The sequence below is a fragment of the Eoetvoesiella sp. genome (assembly GCF_035555955.1).
Classification (GTDB): Bacteria; Pseudomonadota; Gammaproteobacteria; order Burkholderiales; family Burkholderiaceae_B; genus Eoetvoesia.
On sequence record NZ_DATMGA010000066.1, the window covers coordinates 15,231 to 30,796 of the forward strand.

A 15,566-nucleotide genomic window follows, 5' to 3' on the forward strand; every position below is an offset into this window, starting at 1 on the left:
GCGGCTGAAGCAAGATCATGACACTGCAAAAGTCGTTGTCGGAACAGGAAATCGCCGAACTGTCCCGGCGCCTTGGGCAGCGCGTGCGTTCCGCGCGCGCGGGCAGGGGCATGACCATGAAGCAGCTGGCGCAGGATGCCGACATTTCCCTGCCGTACTTGTCGCGGGTTGAAAAGGGCGACGGCAATATTTCCATTGCCGTGCTGCATAAACTGGCGGCTGCACTGAGCTTGCCGGCCGACAGCCTGTTGTCGGACAACGAGCGCTACGGCACGGATTACGCGCTGATCATCGAGCTGCTGAAGCGGCAGCCGCCGCTGCAACTGCGCGAGATCCGCAAGCATCTGGTCGAACGATTCGCCCGGTCACAGACAGGGCGAGCCGCGCCGCGCCGCATTGCGCTTATCGGCCTGCGCGGCGCGGGCAAGTCGACGCTGGGCGTATTGCTGGCCGAGCGGCTGGAGGTTCCCTTCGTCGAACTGAATGCCGAGGTGGAAAAAGAGGCGGGGCTTTCCCTGAACGAAATTTTTTCCATTTATGGCCAGGCGGGATTTCGCCGCCTGGAGCGCAGCAGCCTGGAACGGGTGGTGGCCACCTACCCGGAGGTTGTCATTGCAACCGGCGGAGGCATCGTGATGGAGCCCGCCACCTACGAGCTGCTATTGCATTCGTTTTTCAGCGTGTGGCTGCATGCCGCGCCCGAAGAGCATTTCAGGCGTGTCATGGCGCAGCACGATGTTCGCATCGCCACGCCGCAGTTGCAGGAAGAGGCCATGGCCAGCATTGTGGGCGCGCTGGGCGCGCGCAGCAAGCTGTACGCGCTGGCCCATGCCCATATGGAAACCACCGGTCGGAAGGTCGATGAGCTGGTCGGCGCCCTCAGGCGGCTGATCGACGAAAACGTCCACCCGGATTTTTCCAAGGCCAGCGCTGCATAGCGTGCGGTTTGCCCCGGGGATAGCCGTTATTCGTGCTGAGCGCACCGAGGTGGCGGCGGGGCCAGGCTTTGGCCGCGCGCCGCGGGGCTTGCCCGGTTGTTGCCGTCGGGCTCAGGCCGCAGGGTCGGCGGGCGTGGGCTGGCGTTCCAGCGCGGCCCGGATGGCGTCTTGGACTTTTTCCAGAAATACGAACTGAAGCCGGCTTTGCGCTTCGGGAGGGATGTCTTCGAGATCCTTCTGGTTGCGCGCGGGCAGCATGACGGTCTTGATGCCGGCGGCCAGCGCGGCCAGCACTTTTTCCTTGACCCCGCCTATGGGCAGGACCAGGCCGCGCAGGCTGACTTCGCCCGTCATGGCGAAATCGCTGCGCACGGGGATGCCGGTGGCCAGGGATGCCAGTGCGACGAACATGGCGACGCCGGCGCTGGGCCCGTCCTTGGGAATGGCGCCGGCGGGGACGTGCACATGGATATCGCTGTCCTTGAAGATTTTTTCGTCCAGGAACAGTTGCTTTGCGTGGGCCTTGAGCAGGGTCAGCGCCGCCTGTGCGCTTTCCTTCATGACGTCGCCCAACTGGCCGGTAAGAATGAGCCTGCCGCTTCCGGGAATGAGGCTGGCCTCGATGAAAAGTATGTCGCCGCCCACAGGCGTCCACGCCAGCCCGGTGGCGACGCCGGGTGTGCTGGTGCGCATGGCCAGCTCGCTTTCGAATTTCTTGGGGCCCAGAATGGCATGGAGATCGTCTTCGCCGATTTCCACATGTTGCGCCGTGCCTTCGGCGATGCGCATGGCCGCGTGGCGGAAGGTGCTGCCGATTTCGCGCTCCAGCGAGCGCACGCCCGCTTCGCGGGTATAGGAACGGATGATGCTGCGCACCGCGGCTTCGCTGATGGAGCATTGGTCGGGCTTCAGGCCGTTGGCCTCCAACTGGCGCGCAATGAGGTAGCGCAAGGCGATCTGGGTTTTTTCCTCTTCGGTATAGCCCATCAGCTGGATGATTTCCATGCGGTCGCGCAAGGGGCCGGGCACGGTGTCGAGCACGTTGGCCGTGGTGATGAAAAGGATTTGGGACAGATCGAACGGCACGGCCAGGTAGTTGTCGCGGAATGCCGAGTTCTGCTCGGGGTCGAGCACCTCGAGCAGGGCGGCGGCCGGGTCGCCTTGTATGCCAGCGCCGAGTTTGTCGACTTCGTCCAGCATCATGACGCAGTTTTTCGCGCCGGCCTTGTGCACGGCCTGGATGATGTTGCCGGGCAGGGCGCCTATGTACGTGCGCCGGTGGCCGCGGATCTCGGCCTCGTCGTGCACGCCGCCCAGGCCCAGCCTGACGAATTTGCGGCCGGTGGCCTTGGCAATGCTTTGCCCCAGCGAGGTCTTGCCCACGCCCGGAGGCCCGACAAAGCACAGTATGGGGCTATGGCCTTGCGGGTTGAGCTTGCGCACGGCCAGGTATTCGAGAATGCGCCGCTTGATTTTCTGCAGCCCGTAATGGTCTTTGTCGAGTATTTCGCGCGCCTCGGCGATGTCGATGCGGTCCTGGGTGGTCACCGACCAGGGCAGTTCGGTAAGCCAGTCCAGGTAGGTGCGCACCATGGCGTATTCGGCCGAGGCGTCCGACATATGTTCGAGCCGCTTGAGTTCTTTGCGGGCGACGGCTTCGATCTCGTTCGGCATCTTGGCCTTGACGATGTTGTTTTCGATTTCTTCCATCTCGGCCGAATTGCCGTCGGTGTCGCCCAACTGCTTTTGAATGGTTTTGAGCTGCTCGCGCAGCAGGACTTCGCGCTGGCGGTCTTCGAAGCGTTCTTTGGTTTGCTGGTCGATGTCGTGGCTGATCTGCAGCACTTCGCCGAAGTGCACCAGGTAGGCCAGCACTTTATCCAGGCGCTTGAGAAGATCGAAGGTTTCCAGGACGTCTTGCTTCTCGGTGGGCTTGAGATCCATGAAGCCGGTGACGAAATCGGCCAGCACCGATGCAGACGTGATGTTCTGTGCGGTGGTGGCCAGCTCGGCCGGGGCCTGGGGCAGATATTGCAGGATTTCGCCGGTGCGCATTTTAAGCTGCAGCATCCTGGCTTCGATGTCGGGGCTTTCGGTTTTGGGTTCTTCGAAGGTCTTGACGCGCGCGACCATGTAGGGATAGCCGTCCAGGAATTCCTCGACGCGGAAGCGCTGCTCGCCCTGGCAGACGATATGGTGGGAGCCATCGGGGGTGGTGACGTAGCGCAGAATGCTGGCCACCGTGCCTACGCGGTACATGGCGTCGTTGTTGGGTTCGTCCTTATCGGGTTCGCGCTGCAGCAGCACGCCGATCTGGCGCCCGGCGCGCGCGGCTTCCTGGGCGGCCAGCACCGAGCTTTCGCGGCCTATGCTGATCGGCACGACGAGCTGTGGAAACAGCACCAGATTGCGCACCGGGATGATGATGAGCGCGTCGTCGGGCAGGGGCGGGGACGGCTCGGCTTGGGAAGAAGCGCTGGATTGGTCGGGCGGTGCGTTGGCGGCCTCGGCGTTGGCGGTTTCGGGCGTCGTGGCGGTGTCAGGATTTTTGGCTTGCATGACGTGACCTTGCTTGGCGTTACGCGAGTTTCAGCAAACTGAGCACCAGGCAGCCGTGCGCCAGCCTGGATTCCTGGATCTGGAACTGTCCGGGGGGAAGCTCGATGCGGCGCTCGAAACGCCCGTAGGGAATCTCGATGCGGCGCACGTGCGCCAGCGCGGGGGCAGGCATGGGCCGTTCGCCGACGATGCTCAGATGGCCGTTTTCGATGACGACCTTGATTTGCTCTGGCTCGACCCCGGGCAAGGCGACCAGCACGGTTATCTGGTTTTGGGTTTCGAAGAGATCGACCGGGGGTTCCCAGGTGGGGCCTCGCGCGGGGCCCTGGGCCAGGCGGAAAAATTGGCGGTGTAGACGGTCGGCCTGTTCCAGCATATTGACGGCCTCCGACCACATGGTGCTGGCCGGCTTGCGGTATGTCATGGATTGCATCCTTTTCATGTGGCGCCTGGGAGCGTGATGCCATTGCCTGAAGAACACTGCCCGCATACCCTGGAGCGCCTTGCACAAACAATAGTAGGAGCAAAACCGATCCGTTGCAATCGGCCCGGGGGGTTCGTATACTTTGCTCGTCCGCCGCCGGTGGCGCGGCGCCATCCCGCATTGCCAGAGGCCCTCATGACTGCCCAGCTCAAAATCGATTTCGTTTCCGATGTCTCGTGTCCCTGGTGCGCCATCGGGTTGAGTTCGCTGGAAAACGCGCTGAGCCGGTTGGATGGCGACATCCAGGCAACGCTGCATTTCCAGCCTTTCGAACTCAATGCCCGAATGCCCGAGGGCGGCCAGGAGATCGTCGAGCACCTGGCCGAGAAATACGGCTCCACGCCCGAACAAATCGCCCAGACGCACGAGGCCATTCGCGCACGCGGCGAAGGCGTGGGCTTCACCTTCGGGCCGCGCAACCGCATCTACAACACCTTCGATGCGCATCGCCTGCTGCACTGGGCCGAACTGGAGGGGCGCCAGGTCGAGCTCAAGCATGCCCTGTTTCAAGCCTACTTTACCGATGGCGAAGATCCCAGCTCGCACGATGTGCTGGTGCGCCTGGCCGGCAAGGTGGGGCTGGACGAAGCCAAGGCCCGGGAAATCCTGACGTCCGACGCCTACGCCGCCGAAGTGCGCGAGCGCGAGCAGTTCTATCTGGATCACGGCATCAGCTCGGTGCCGGCCATCATCGTCAACGGCAGGCATCTCATCCAGGGCGGCCAGCCGCCCGAAGTCTTCGAGCGCGCGCTGCGCCAGATAGCCGGCACCCAGGCCGAACAGGCCTGAGGCCGCGCCGCTGCTTCAGCCCCTGTCTGAGGCCAGGCAGCGAAGGCCTGGGCAGGCCGCTGGCTAGCCCTGCGCCTGCCCCGCGTATTCGATGATCAATTGCGCCGAGGCCATGCCGTTCCAGACATTGCGATCCAGCCGGTAGGCCACGTCGACCTGCTCGGGCAGCATTTCGGCGTGGTTGAACCAGATGGCGTCGAAGCGCTGGTGGCCGCGCTCCAGGCTCAGCTTCAGGTGCTTGTCCTTGAGCAGCCGCTGCTGGCGCACGATGAACGTATCGCGGAAAACCGGCGCCGGAAAGCCGGCGCCCCATACTTGCTGCTGCAATAGCAGGGCGACGTCGGCGTTGGCGTAGCCGCTTTCGAGCGAGCCGTCGGTGGTGATGACGGGTTCGAAACTGGCCTTGCCCGTGAATTCTCTGACCGCGGCGTCGAAGCCTTCGGCGAAGAGGTCGTAGGCATCTTCGCGCAATGTGAGGCCCGCAGCCATGGCGTGGCCGCCGAATTTCAGGATGATGCCCGGGTAGCGCTTGGAAACCAGGTCGAGCACGTCGCGCAGATGCACGTCGGGAATCGAGCGGCCCGAACCTCGCAGTTCGCCGCTGTCCGCGCGGGCGAAGGCCAGGGTGGGCCGCCAGTAGGTTTCCTTCAGGCGCGAGGCGACCAGGCCGACCACGCCCTGGTGCCATTCGGGATGGTAGACGCATACCGAGGCCTTGACGACGGGGTCGCTTTGAGCCAAAGAGGCCAGGGCCTCTTCGCGCATGGTGGTCTCGATTCCGCGGCGCTGCTGGTTCATCTCGTCGAGCTCGCGGGCCAGCTTGAGAGCCAGCGCCTCGTCGTCGGTAACCAGGCAATTGATGCCCAGGCTCATGTCGGCCAGGCGTCCCGCGGCGTTGATGCGCGGCCCCAATGCAAAGCCCAGGTCGAAAGCGTTGGCGGTGCGCGGTTCGCGGGCCGCCACGGCGAACAAGGCGCGCAGTCCGGCCTGCATGCGTCCCGCGCGCATTTTCAGCAGGCCTTGGGTAACCAGCAGCCGGTTGTTGGCATCCAGCCTGACGACGTCGGCCACGGTTCCCAGAGCCACCAGATCGGCCAGATTGTCCAGCCTGGGGCCGCCATCGGGAGTGAAGACGCCGCGCCGGCGCAATTCGGCGCGCAGCGCCAGCATCAGGTAAAAAATGACGCCCACGCCCGCCAGGTTCTTGGAGGGGAAGCCGCAGCCGGGTTGATTGGGGTTGACGATGGCCAGCGCGGCGGGCAGCACGTCGCCCGGCAGGTGGTGGTCGGTAATGACGACCTCCATGCCGTTGTCCGAAGCGGCTTGCACACCGTCGACGCTGGCGATGCCGTTGTCCACGGTCAGCAGGATGTCTGGCCTGCCTGTGGGGTGGACGGCGGCCAGCCGCACGACTTCGGGGGAAAGCCCATAGCCGGTTTCGAAGCGGTTCGGTACCAGGAAGTCGACGATGGCGCCCATGGCGCGCAGGGCGCGGATGCCGACCGCGCAGGCGGTGGCGCCGTCGCAATCGTAGTCGGCGATGATGAGCAGGCGTTTGCGTGCCTGGATGGCGTCGGCCAGCACGCAGGCAGCGTGCTCGCTTTGCGTAAGCTGTGCCGGCGGTATCAGCGCCGACCATTTCAATTGGGCTTCGCTGGCCTGGGTGACGCCGCGCGCCGCCCACAGTCGGGCGAGCAGGGGATGGATGCCAGCGCTCTCAAGCGCCCTTGCGGTTTCGGGTTGAGCGGGACGATTGCTTAGTTTTGGGGCGACCACCAGGTTCTCCATGTTTCGTTGCGGCGGGGCATCAGGCGGGACAACAGGCCTTGGGGCCGGGGCTGGATTTCGACGATGCGGTCGCGGCCAAGCAAGACGAGCTCGGGCTGGAGGCTTGCCGCAAGCGGTTTGAACACACTGCGCTCGAGCTCGCCAAGCGCGCTTATCCAGGCGCCCCAGTCCTGGGCCAGGCCGGGCTCCAGCAGCGACCCATGAATGGCGGAATCAGGCTGCGGGGTTTGTCGCAACTGGTCGGGGCTGGCGCCGCCGAACAACCACAGGCTGTTCACGGGAACGCGGCCGGCGGCATAGCGTTCGTTGTTGACGGGGTGGTCGTACCACAGCATTTGCAGTTCGTTGAGCAGGCGGCGCCATGGGCGCGCCGAGATATCCTGGGGCCACCATTCGTTGACGGTGGTCCGGCTGACCAGCACCGGACTGGCGCATTGCGGCGTAAAATCGGCTGGCAATTCGATGCGCCAGCGCGAGGCGCCGTCGGGGTGCAGGGTGAAGCCGGTGCCGGCAAACAGGGCTTGCGCCGATTCGAGCAGGGCGCTGTTGTGTTCGGCGCTGATTTCGAGCTCGCTGGCGGGCAGCAGGACGGCGCCGTCGCGGGAAGGCGATACGTGCACCAGTTCGGCCAGCCACACGGCTTGGTCACGTTGGGTAACGTTGTTTGCCCATAACGGGCCCAAACCTGCGCTAAGATTCTGTCCATCGCGTTTTACGAAACCGTTGCGCTTCAGCAGCCATTGTTCCAGCGGTGTGCATCCGGCCGCTGCCGGGTCGGCCGCCTGCACGGCGGCGCGGCCTTGCCGCAGCCAGTGCGCGAAGGTGGGCGCCGTTTCCAGGACATGGGGAATGAGCGCCTTTGCCGCAATGGGGTCGGGCAGGGCGCCAGGGAGTACGATTTGCATACTTTTATTGTAGTGTTAATAAGTGGAACGGTGGCTGAATAATAATGTCTTATGAACTATGGATAGGCGCGCGCTACGCTGGTTTGCTGCGAGGCCGCGGCCGGCGCGGCCGACGTGACCGTTTCATCTCGTTTATTGCCGGCAGCTCCATGGCCGGCATTGCGCTGGGGGTCGCGGCGCTCATCATTGTGCTGTCGGTGATGAACGGCTTTCAAACGCAGGTGCGCGATCGCATGTTGTCGGTCTTGCCGCATATTGAATTGTCCGTGCCGGGCGCCGCGCCGACCGATGTGCTGGCGCATTGGCAGGAGCTTGCGCAAGACGCCAGAAAGAACCCCGAAGTCAGGGGCGCCGCGCCCTTTGTCTCGGCTCAGGCCATGCTGGCGCGCGGCGAAGAATTGCGAGGGGCGCAGATTCGCGGCATCGATCCGCAGCGCGAGAGCGCCGTTTCCGAACTGGGCCAGCAAATGATCGAGGGACGCCTGGACGTCCTGAAGCCCGGGAGCTTCAACATTGTCCTGGGCAATCAACTGGCCGACATGCTGGGCGTGCGTGTGGGCGACACCTTGATGGTTCTGGCCCCCCAGGGGTCGATTTCCCCGGCCGGCTTTACGCCCCGAATGCGCCAGTTCACGGTGGCGGGCATTTTTTCCTCGGGCTACTACGAGTACGATGTGTCGCTGGCCTTCATCGACGACGACGATGCGGCCAAGGTGTTCCGCGACAGCGGCATCAGCGGCGTGCGGCTGCGCATCGCCGACATGCAAAAGGCGCCGCAGGTGGCGCGCGAACTGATGGGCACCATGCCTGCGTACGTGCGTGCCGGCGACTGGACGCAAAGCAATCGCACCTGGTTCGCCGCGGTCAAGACCGAAAAGCGCATGATGTTCCTTATCCTGGCCTTGATCGTCGCCGTGGCCGCGTTCAACCTGCTGTCTTCCCTGGTCATGGCGGTCAAGGACAAGCAGTCCGATATCGCCATCTTGCGCACCCTGGGGTCCACGCCGCGGGAAATCTCGCGCATCTTCCTGGTGCAAGGCTCGCTGATCGGGGTGGTGGGCACCTTGCTGGGGGTAGGGCTGGGCATGCTGGTGGCGTACAACATCGACGTCATCGTCCCGTTCATCGAACATCTGTTGGGCGTGCAGTTCCTGCCCCAGCAAATCTATTTCATCAGCGAGCTGCCCTCCAATCCCCAGGCTTCCGACATCGTCGCGATTGCCGTGACGTCGTTGGTGCTGTCGTTGCTGGCCACGTTGTATCCCAGCTGGCGGGCCTCCCGCCTGCAACCCGCACAGGTATTGCGCCATGACTGAAACCGCAGCCCATGTTCTAAGTGCAAAAAACCTGGTCAAGACCTACGACGAAGGAGCGCAGGCCATCCATGTCCTGCGCGACGTCAGCCTGCATGTCGAGCGCGGCGAAATGGTGGCCATCGTGGGAGCATCGGGCTCCGGCAAAAGCACCTTGCTGCATTCGCTGGGCCTGCTGGACGAGCCGACATCCGGCGAAGTGTTCGTGGACGGCGCCAGCGCGAAGGGGCTTTCCGAGACGCAGCGCAGCCGTTTGCGCAATCGCAGCCTGGGCTTCGTATACCAGTTCCATCACCTGCTGCCGGAGTTTTCGGCGCTGGATAACGTGGCCATGCCCCTGATCGTGCGCCGCGAAAACCGCAACAAGGCCCGCGAGGCCGCGCGGGCGGTGCTGGACCAGGTGGGGCTGAGCGCGCGCGAACATCATTTTCCCGGCCAGTTGTCGGGCGGCGAGCGGCAAAGGGTCGCGCTGGCTCGCGCCCTGGTCACGCATCCGGCTTGCGTGCTGGCCGATGAGCCCACGGGCAATCTCGACCGCTATACGGCGGAAAGCATGTTCGAGTTGCTGGTGCGGGTCAACAAGGAGTTCGGCACGGCGTTCGCCATCGTCACCCACGACCCGGCGCTGGCCCTGCTGGCGCACAGGCAGTTGTACATGGATAAAGGATGCCTGGTTGATACCGAAGCCTAGGGGCGCTACGATTTCCCATGCTTATCGATACGCATTGCCATCTGGACGCCGCCGAGTTCGACGAGGATCGCGCCGAGGTCATTGCGCGCGCGGCGCAGGCGGGGGTCGAGGCCATTGTGATTCCTTCGGTTGCGCGTTCCAACTTCGACACCGTGCGGGAACTGGCGCATTCGTTTACGGGCGGGTTCTATGCCTTGGGCATACACCCCATGTACGTACCCCTGGCCCGCGAAGACGATCTGCAGGTGTTGCGCCGCAGCGTCGAAGCGGCCATGGACGATCCGCGCTTCGTCGCCATTGGCGAGATAGGCCTGGATTTCTTTATTCCCTCGCTGACCGCGCCCGCCATGCGCGCCAGGCAGGAAATGTTCTATGCAGCCCAGCTCGACCTGGCGCTGCACTATGATTTGCCGGTGCTGTTGCACGTGCGGCGCTCCCAGGATGTCCTGCTCAAGCATTTGCGGCGCCGATCGCGCATCGGCGGCATGGCCCACGCCTTCAATGGCAGCTTTCAGCAGGCGGGGCAGTTCATCGAGCAGGGCTTTGCGCTGGGGCTGGGCGGCGCGATGACGTTCGAGCGGGCCTTGCAGATCAGGCGCCTGGCCGAGCACCTGCCGCTGGAGGCGCTGGCGCTGGAAACCGATGCCCCCGACATACCCCCGGCCTGGCTGGGAACGCCGCAATTCGAGTCGCGGCGCAACGAGCCCATGCAGATACCCGCCATTGCCGACGTGCTGGCGCAACTGCGCGGGTTGCCGCGCGCGACGCTGGACGCCGCCACCGGCGCCAATGCGCGGCGCGTGCTGCCCAGGCTGGGCGCAGCCCTGGCGGCTTGAGCGGCCTGGCTTACTTGAGCATGCTGGGATCGAAACCCGCCAGCCGTTTGTAGCGCAGCGAGACTTCCTGCAGTTCCTGTTCGGAGACCGCATCGTGGATGTGAGCGAAGCCGTTCGGCGCCCGCTCGTGCGCGAGCTGCATGACCTGTTCCGGGCCGTTCAGGCGGTTTCTCAGGATGATGCCTGTGGTGGTGGGCAGGCGGTCGGCCTCGTATTCCTTGAGGGCCAGGGTAATGCTTTTTTGCCCTTTTTCGCTGACTTCCTGCAGCGACTCGGCAATGCGGCGGGCATCGAGAATGGCCTGGGCCGAGCCGTTGGAGCCGATGGGGTAGAGCGGGTGCGCGGCATCGCCGATCAGGGTGGCATGGCCGAAGGACCAGCGCGGCAGCGGGTTCTTGTCAACCAGGGGGAACTCGTAGATGGCCTCGGCGCCGTCGATCAGCGCGGGGATGTCTATCCAGCTCCAGTTCCAGGTTTTGAAGCGGTCGGCAAAAACGGATTTGTCGACGATGCGGTTCCAGTCGGTGGCGGGCAGGTCGTCGGCGTCGACCTTGAGCTCGGCGATCCAGTTGATGGGTGTTTTCCCGCCGGCCTGCGGGGTGGCGGCAAGCGGGTAGGCGACGAATTTCTGGTCCTGGTAGCCGGCCATGAACATGGTTTTGCCGTCCAGATACGGTTCGGCATAGGTGATGGCGCGCCACAGGATGCGGCCCGAAAACTGGAATTCGTCGCCCGTTGGATAGAAGGCCTTGCGTACGGCCGAATGAATGCCGTCGGCGCCGACCAGAACGTCGGCGCGAACCTGCTCGCAGCCGCCATTGTTGCGGTTGTTGAACATGGCAGTGACGCCGTGGCTGTCTTGCTGCAGCGACTCGAAAGCCATGCCAAGATGCAGGCGATTCGCGCCCAGCCGCTCGCGCACGGCCTGGGCCAGCAGCAGCTGCAGCTCGCCCCGGTGGATGGAAAGTTGCGGCACGGGATAGCCGGCGGCAATCCCTCTGGGCTCTTCCCAGATGGTTTGCCCGTGCTTGTTGTAGTAGTGCAGGGCCGAGGTCAGCACGGAGCGGGCGCTTAGCGTGTCCAGCAAGTCCAGCTGGCGCATTTCGTTGGCCGCATGAGGCAGCAGATTGATGCCCACGCCCAGCGGCTTGAGTTCGCGCACGCTTTCGTAGATATCGCATTCGATGCCGCGCTTGTGCAGCATCAGGGCCAGGGTCAGGCCGCCGATGCCGGCGCCAACGATAATGACTTTCACTTTTTTCTCCCGACGATAAGGCGTAGATCATACCAAACCAGAGGTAGGTCCTTCGTCGGCCGCTGCTTGTCTGGCGGGCTGGGCCGATCGTCCCCGGTCACATCCATCTTCGGGTGGCGCAGCGATGAGCGGGCATGGACAGGTATAAGCCGATGTTCCGGTTTTGTCCCGTTGCTCCGCCGAATTCAGTTGCCCGCGTCTATGCTGTCCGCTTTATGGAGGTGGGGCGGTGACGGGGCGTGCGGGCATATTGGCCTTTCTGCTGGCATCGGGCGCCGTGCAAAGCCTGCCGGCTTTGCCGGGGGCTTTCCCGCTGATAATGGCGTTTGCCGCTGTAGCCATATTGTCGGCGGGTGTCTTTGCGCTGCGCCGCCACGCCTGGGCATGCAGGCTCAGGTTTTTACTGGTTCTGCTTTGGGGCGCTGCGCTGGGTCTGGCGTATACCGCGGCGCTTGCCCAGCTGCGCCTGGCCGACAGCCTGGACGAAGGCAACCAGGACAAAGTGTCGCGCGTGGTGCTCCGGGTGGCGGGGCTGGCGCGCGTCAATGCGGACAGCCGCGTGTTCGAGGCCGAGGTTGTTTCGTCCAGGCCGGCGGGCGTGCCGTCGCGCATCCAGGTGTCGTGGAATGCAGCCGCTTATTCCGGGCCCTATGGGGCGTCGCGCGCGACGCCCGCCGAGTTTCCCGAGCTGGCGCCCGGGCAGGTCTGGCGCATGGCGCTGACGCTGCGTCGGCCGCATGGCGTGCATAATCCGCACGGTTTCGACTACGAGTCCCATCTGTTCGCCCAGGGGATCCGGGCCGTGGGCCGCGTGCGCGGCACGCCGGTGCTGCTCGAAGATGACCCCTGGCAGAGCCTGCCCGTGGCCGCAGAACGTTTGCGCCATAGGGTGAGGGCCGCGGTGTCGCCGTTCATCGAGGGCAAGCGCTACGGCTCGGTGCTGCTGGCGCTGAGCATAGGCGACCAGGCGGCCATACCGGCTGCGGACTGGCAGGTATTCAACAGGGCGGGCCTGAGCCATCTTATCGCCATAAGCGGCGGGCACATCACGATGATAGCCGCGCTTGGAGGGTTGACGGTGCTTTGGGCCTGGCGGCGTTGCCGTTTTGGCGGCCGCATGCTGGCCGAGCGCGTCCCCGCGCAAATCGCCGCTTCCCTGGCGGCCTTGCTGGTTGCCTGGCTGTATTGCCTTCTGGCGGGATGGGGCGTGCCGGCACGGCGTACTTTTTTGATGCTGGCCGTCCTGGCCGGCGCGCATGTTTTCCGTGTTCCGTTCACCGCCTCCCGCTTATTGTGTCTTGCGGCCCTGGCTGTGGTGATGCTGGATCCCTGGGCGATTCTGGCCAGCGGCTTCTGGCTTTCCTTTGGCGCTGTCTGGGTACTGATGGCCAGCGCTTCGTGGTGGGGAAGGCATATGCGGCACGCGAGGATTTCCCGGACAAAGGCGCTTGTCCTGGGTCTTGCCGCGGCCACGATCCTGCAACTGGCGATCACCGTGGCGCTCATGCCGATATTGGCGCTGCTGTTCAACGAGGTGTCGCTGGTGTCGCCCCTGGCCAATGCCTATGCCATACCGCTGGTGACCTTCATCGTCACGCCGCTGTCGCTGTTGCTGGCGTTGTTCGCCGTGCTTCCGGGCCTGGAGCTTGCGGCGGCGGCGACCGCCTGGCTGGGGCATGCCGTGCTCGATGTGCTGATGCGGCCCACGGCCTGGCTTGCGGGCCTGGAACTGGCAAGCGTAGGGGTGGCCGCGGCGCCGGCGTGGGCGACCCTGTTCGCCGTGTCGGGGCTGCTGCTGGCCGCCATGCCTTACGGGCTGCCCATGCGGCGGGCCGCCTGGCTGCTGGTGCTGCCGGCCTTGTTCTGGCGCGCGGAACGCCCGCCGCCGGGCGGGTGGAATCTGTTTGCGCTGGATGTCGGACAGGCCGGCTCGCTGGTCGTGCAGACGGCGCGTCATGTGCTGGTGTTCGACACGGGATTGCGCAGCGGCCCGGAGTCCGATGGCGGCGCGCGCATCGTCCTGCCGTTCCTGAAGGCGCTGGGCGAACGCGCGATCGACGTGCTGGTGGTGTCGCATGCCGATATCGATCATGCGGGCGGCGTGCGCAGCCTGCTTTCTTCCATGCCTGTGCAGCAGTCGTACAGCTCCTTCGATTTGCGGGCCTATCTTGGCCGCGAAGCGGGACTGCTTGGCCTTGCCGGGCAATTGCCCGTCATGCCGCTGGCCATGTCGGCGTGCGAATACGGCGCGGCGTGGCGCATTGACGGCGTGGCCTTCGAGTTTCTATGGCCTTTGCCTGGCGAGGCCGGCAAAGGCAGCAAGACGCCCGTGCGCCCGAACGACGCGGCCTGTGTGCTGCGCATACGGGGAAAACACCATTCCATTTTGTTGACCAGCGATATCGGCGTGGCGCAGGAGCGCATCCTGGTCGATCGGGGACTGGCCGGGGTCGACGTCGTGGCCGTCGGCCATCACGGCTCCGCCGGATCGTCGGGAGCCGCATTCGTGCGGGCCGCGGATGCGGACCATGCCGTAGCGCAAGCCGGCGCCTGGAACCGCTACGGCCACCCCAGTCCGCGGGTGCAGCGGCGCTGGGAGGCTGCCGGTGCGCGGTTCTGGCGCACCGACATGGACGGCGCCGTATCGTTCCGGTCGCGCCCGGAAGGCCTTGCCGTCCAAAGCAGCCGGCAGGCGCGGCGGCGATACTGGCAGGGACGGTAATCGGCGGTAGAATGGAAAGCAGCAACTTCGTACGGGAAGGAGCTTTCATGAGTCAATCGCAACCACTAAGGCTGCATGTGCCGGAGCCCTCCGGGCGCCCCGGCCATCCCAGCGATTTTTCGTATTTGCGCCTGGCGCCCGCTGGCGAGGCGCGCCGTCCCGAAATCGACACATCCGCTTCCGAACTCATCGACCTCGCCTATACGCTGATCCGCGTGCTCGACGACGATGGGCGCGCGCTGGGGCCCTGGGTTCCCGGCATCAGTCCCGAAACGCTCAGGGCGGGCCTGCGCGCCATGATGAAGACCCGCATATTCGATACGCGCATGCTTGTCGCCCAGCGCCAGAAGAAAATGTCGTTCTACATTCAATGCCTGGGTGAGGAGGCGGTGGGCGTGGCGCAAGCCATGGCGCTGAACCCGGACGACATGTGCTTTTGCTCGTACCGCCAGCAAAGCATCCTGATGGCACGCAACGCGCCGCTGGTCGACATCATCTGCCAGCTGCTGTCCAACGAGAACGACCGGCTCAAGGGGCGCCAGTTGCCGGTGCTGTATTCCATGCGCGATGCCGGCTTTTTTACCCTGTCGGGCAATCTGGCCACGCAGTTCGTGCAGGCCGTGGGCTGGGCCATGGCCTCGGCGATCAAGGGCGATACCCGCATCGCCTCGGGCTGGATCGGCGATGGCGCGACGGCCGAATCCGATTTTCACTCGGCGCTGATCTTCGCCCATGTCTACCGGGCGCCGGTCATCCTCAACGTCGTGAACAACCAGTGGGCCATCTCCACTTTCCAAGCCATAGCCGGCGGCGAGGAAACCACCTTCGCCGCGCGCGGAATCGGCAGCGGCATTGCGTCGCTGCGGGTCGACGGCAACGACTTCCTGGCGGTCTACGCCGCCTCGCAATGGGCCGCGCAGCGCGCGCGCGGCAACATTGGGCCCACCCTGATCGAATGGGTCACGTACCGCGGCGGCGCGCACTCCACGTCCGACGATCCTTCCCGCTACCGGCCGGAAAACGACTGGGCCAATTTCCCGCTGGGCGATCCCATTCCCCGCCTGCGCCAATACATGGAGCGGGAGGGGCTCTGGTCCGAGCAGGAAAACCTGGCCGCGCTCAAAGAGCTCGAAGCCGAGGTGCTGGCGGCTCAGAAAGAGGCGGAAAGCCACGGCTCCCTGGCCACGGGCCGCATTCCCGACCCCGATTCCATGTTCGACGATGTATACAAAGTCATGCCCGCGCACCTGCGCCGGCAGCTTGCGGATTTTCGATCGGGAGAATGA

12 protein-coding genes are annotated in these 15,566 nt (G+C 64.7%); 7 read left to right on the plus strand and 5 right to left on the minus strand.

Annotated elements, in window-relative coordinates; all coding sequences use genetic code 11:
- The first annotated feature begins 17 nt into the window (after positions 1-17).
- A complete protein-coding gene (locus VNT00_RS15035; RefSeq protein ID WP_325588900.1) occupies positions 18-938 on the plus strand; it encodes a helix-turn-helix transcriptional regulator in 921 nt (306 codons plus the stop codon).
- A 111-nt stretch (positions 939-1,049) separates the two neighbouring features.
- On the opposite strand, the gene lon is transcribed toward VNT00_RS15035, so the two are convergent.
- Both lon and VNT00_RS15045 read right to left on the minus strand, forming a co-directional pair.
- Entirely contained in the window at positions 1,050-3,497 is a 2,448-nt protein-coding gene (gene lon, locus VNT00_RS15040; protein ID WP_325588902.1) for an endopeptidase La, read from the minus strand.
- Between the two features lie 19 nt (positions 3,498-3,516).
- Complete coding sequence (locus VNT00_RS15045; protein ID WP_325588904.1) at positions 3,517-3,921, minus strand: Hsp20/alpha crystallin family protein; 405 nt, start codon at positions 3,919-3,921, stop codon at positions 3,517-3,519.
- A 195-nt stretch (positions 3,922-4,116) separates the two neighbouring features.
- Between VNT00_RS15045 and VNT00_RS15050 the strand changes: the two genes are divergently transcribed.
- Positions 4,117-4,770 (plus strand): DsbA family oxidoreductase, encoded by a 654-nt coding sequence (locus VNT00_RS15050; protein WP_325588906.1) that lies wholly within the window; start codon positions 4,117-4,119, stop codon positions 4,768-4,770.
- 63 nt (positions 4,771-4,833) lie between these two features.
- Here the strand turns inward: VNT00_RS15050 and recJ are convergent, their stop codons facing one another.
- Together recJ and VNT00_RS15060 are read right to left on the minus strand one after the other, a co-directional pair.
- Positions 4,834-6,546, minus strand: coding sequence for a single-stranded-DNA-specific exonuclease RecJ (gene recJ / locus VNT00_RS15055; RefSeq protein WP_325588908.1), 1,713 nt, complete (start codon positions 6,544-6,546; stop codon positions 4,834-4,836).
- Positions 6,528-7,463 carry a hypothetical protein gene (locus tag VNT00_RS15060; RefSeq protein ID WP_325588910.1) on the minus strand — a complete coding sequence of 312 codons (936 nt, stop codon included), beginning with the start codon at positions 7,461-7,463 and terminating at the stop codon, positions 6,528-6,530. Before VNT00_RS15060 ends, recJ begins: the two co-directional genes overlap by 19 nt.
- 44 nt (positions 7,464-7,507) lie before the next feature.
- Between VNT00_RS15060 and VNT00_RS15065 the strand changes: the two genes are divergently transcribed.
- From VNT00_RS15065 to VNT00_RS15075, 3 genes are read left to right on the plus strand one after another with little or no spacing between them, the layout of a single operon-like run.
- Positions 7,508-8,779 carry a lipoprotein-releasing ABC transporter permease subunit gene (locus VNT00_RS15065; protein WP_325588912.1) on the plus strand — a complete coding sequence of 424 codons (1,272 nt, stop codon included), beginning with the start codon at positions 7,508-7,510 and terminating at the stop codon, positions 8,777-8,779.
- Positions 8,772-9,467 carry an ABC transporter ATP-binding protein gene (locus VNT00_RS15070; RefSeq protein ID WP_325588914.1) on the plus strand — a complete coding sequence of 232 codons (696 nt, stop codon included), beginning with the start codon at positions 8,772-8,774 and terminating at the stop codon, positions 9,465-9,467. Before VNT00_RS15065 ends, VNT00_RS15070 begins: the two co-directional genes overlap by 8 nt.
- A gap of 17 nt (positions 9,468-9,484) precedes the next feature.
- Entirely contained in the window at positions 9,485-10,303 is an 819-nt protein-coding gene (locus tag VNT00_RS15075) for a TatD family hydrolase (protein WP_325588916.1), read from the plus strand.
- 10 nt (positions 10,304-10,313) lie between these two features.
- Here the strand turns inward: VNT00_RS15075 and VNT00_RS15080 are convergent, their stop codons facing one another.
- The gene (locus tag VNT00_RS15080) at positions 10,314-11,558 is read right to left on the minus strand and encodes a flavin-dependent oxidoreductase (protein WP_325588918.1); all 1,245 of its coding nucleotides are present in this window, start codon (positions 11,556-11,558) and stop codon (positions 10,314-10,316) included.
- Positions 11,559-11,787: 229 nt separating this feature from the next.
- On the opposite strand from VNT00_RS15080, the gene VNT00_RS15085 reads away from it, so the two are divergent.
- Complete coding sequence (locus VNT00_RS15085; protein WP_325588920.1) at positions 11,788-14,280, plus strand: DNA internalization-related competence protein ComEC/Rec2; 2,493 nt, start codon at positions 11,788-11,790, stop codon at positions 14,278-14,280.
- Between the two features lie 47 nt (positions 14,281-14,327).
- A complete protein-coding gene (locus VNT00_RS15090) occupies positions 14,328-15,566 on the plus strand; it encodes a 3-methyl-2-oxobutanoate dehydrogenase (2-methylpropanoyl-transferring) subunit alpha (RefSeq protein ID WP_325588922.1) in 1,239 nt (412 codons plus the stop codon).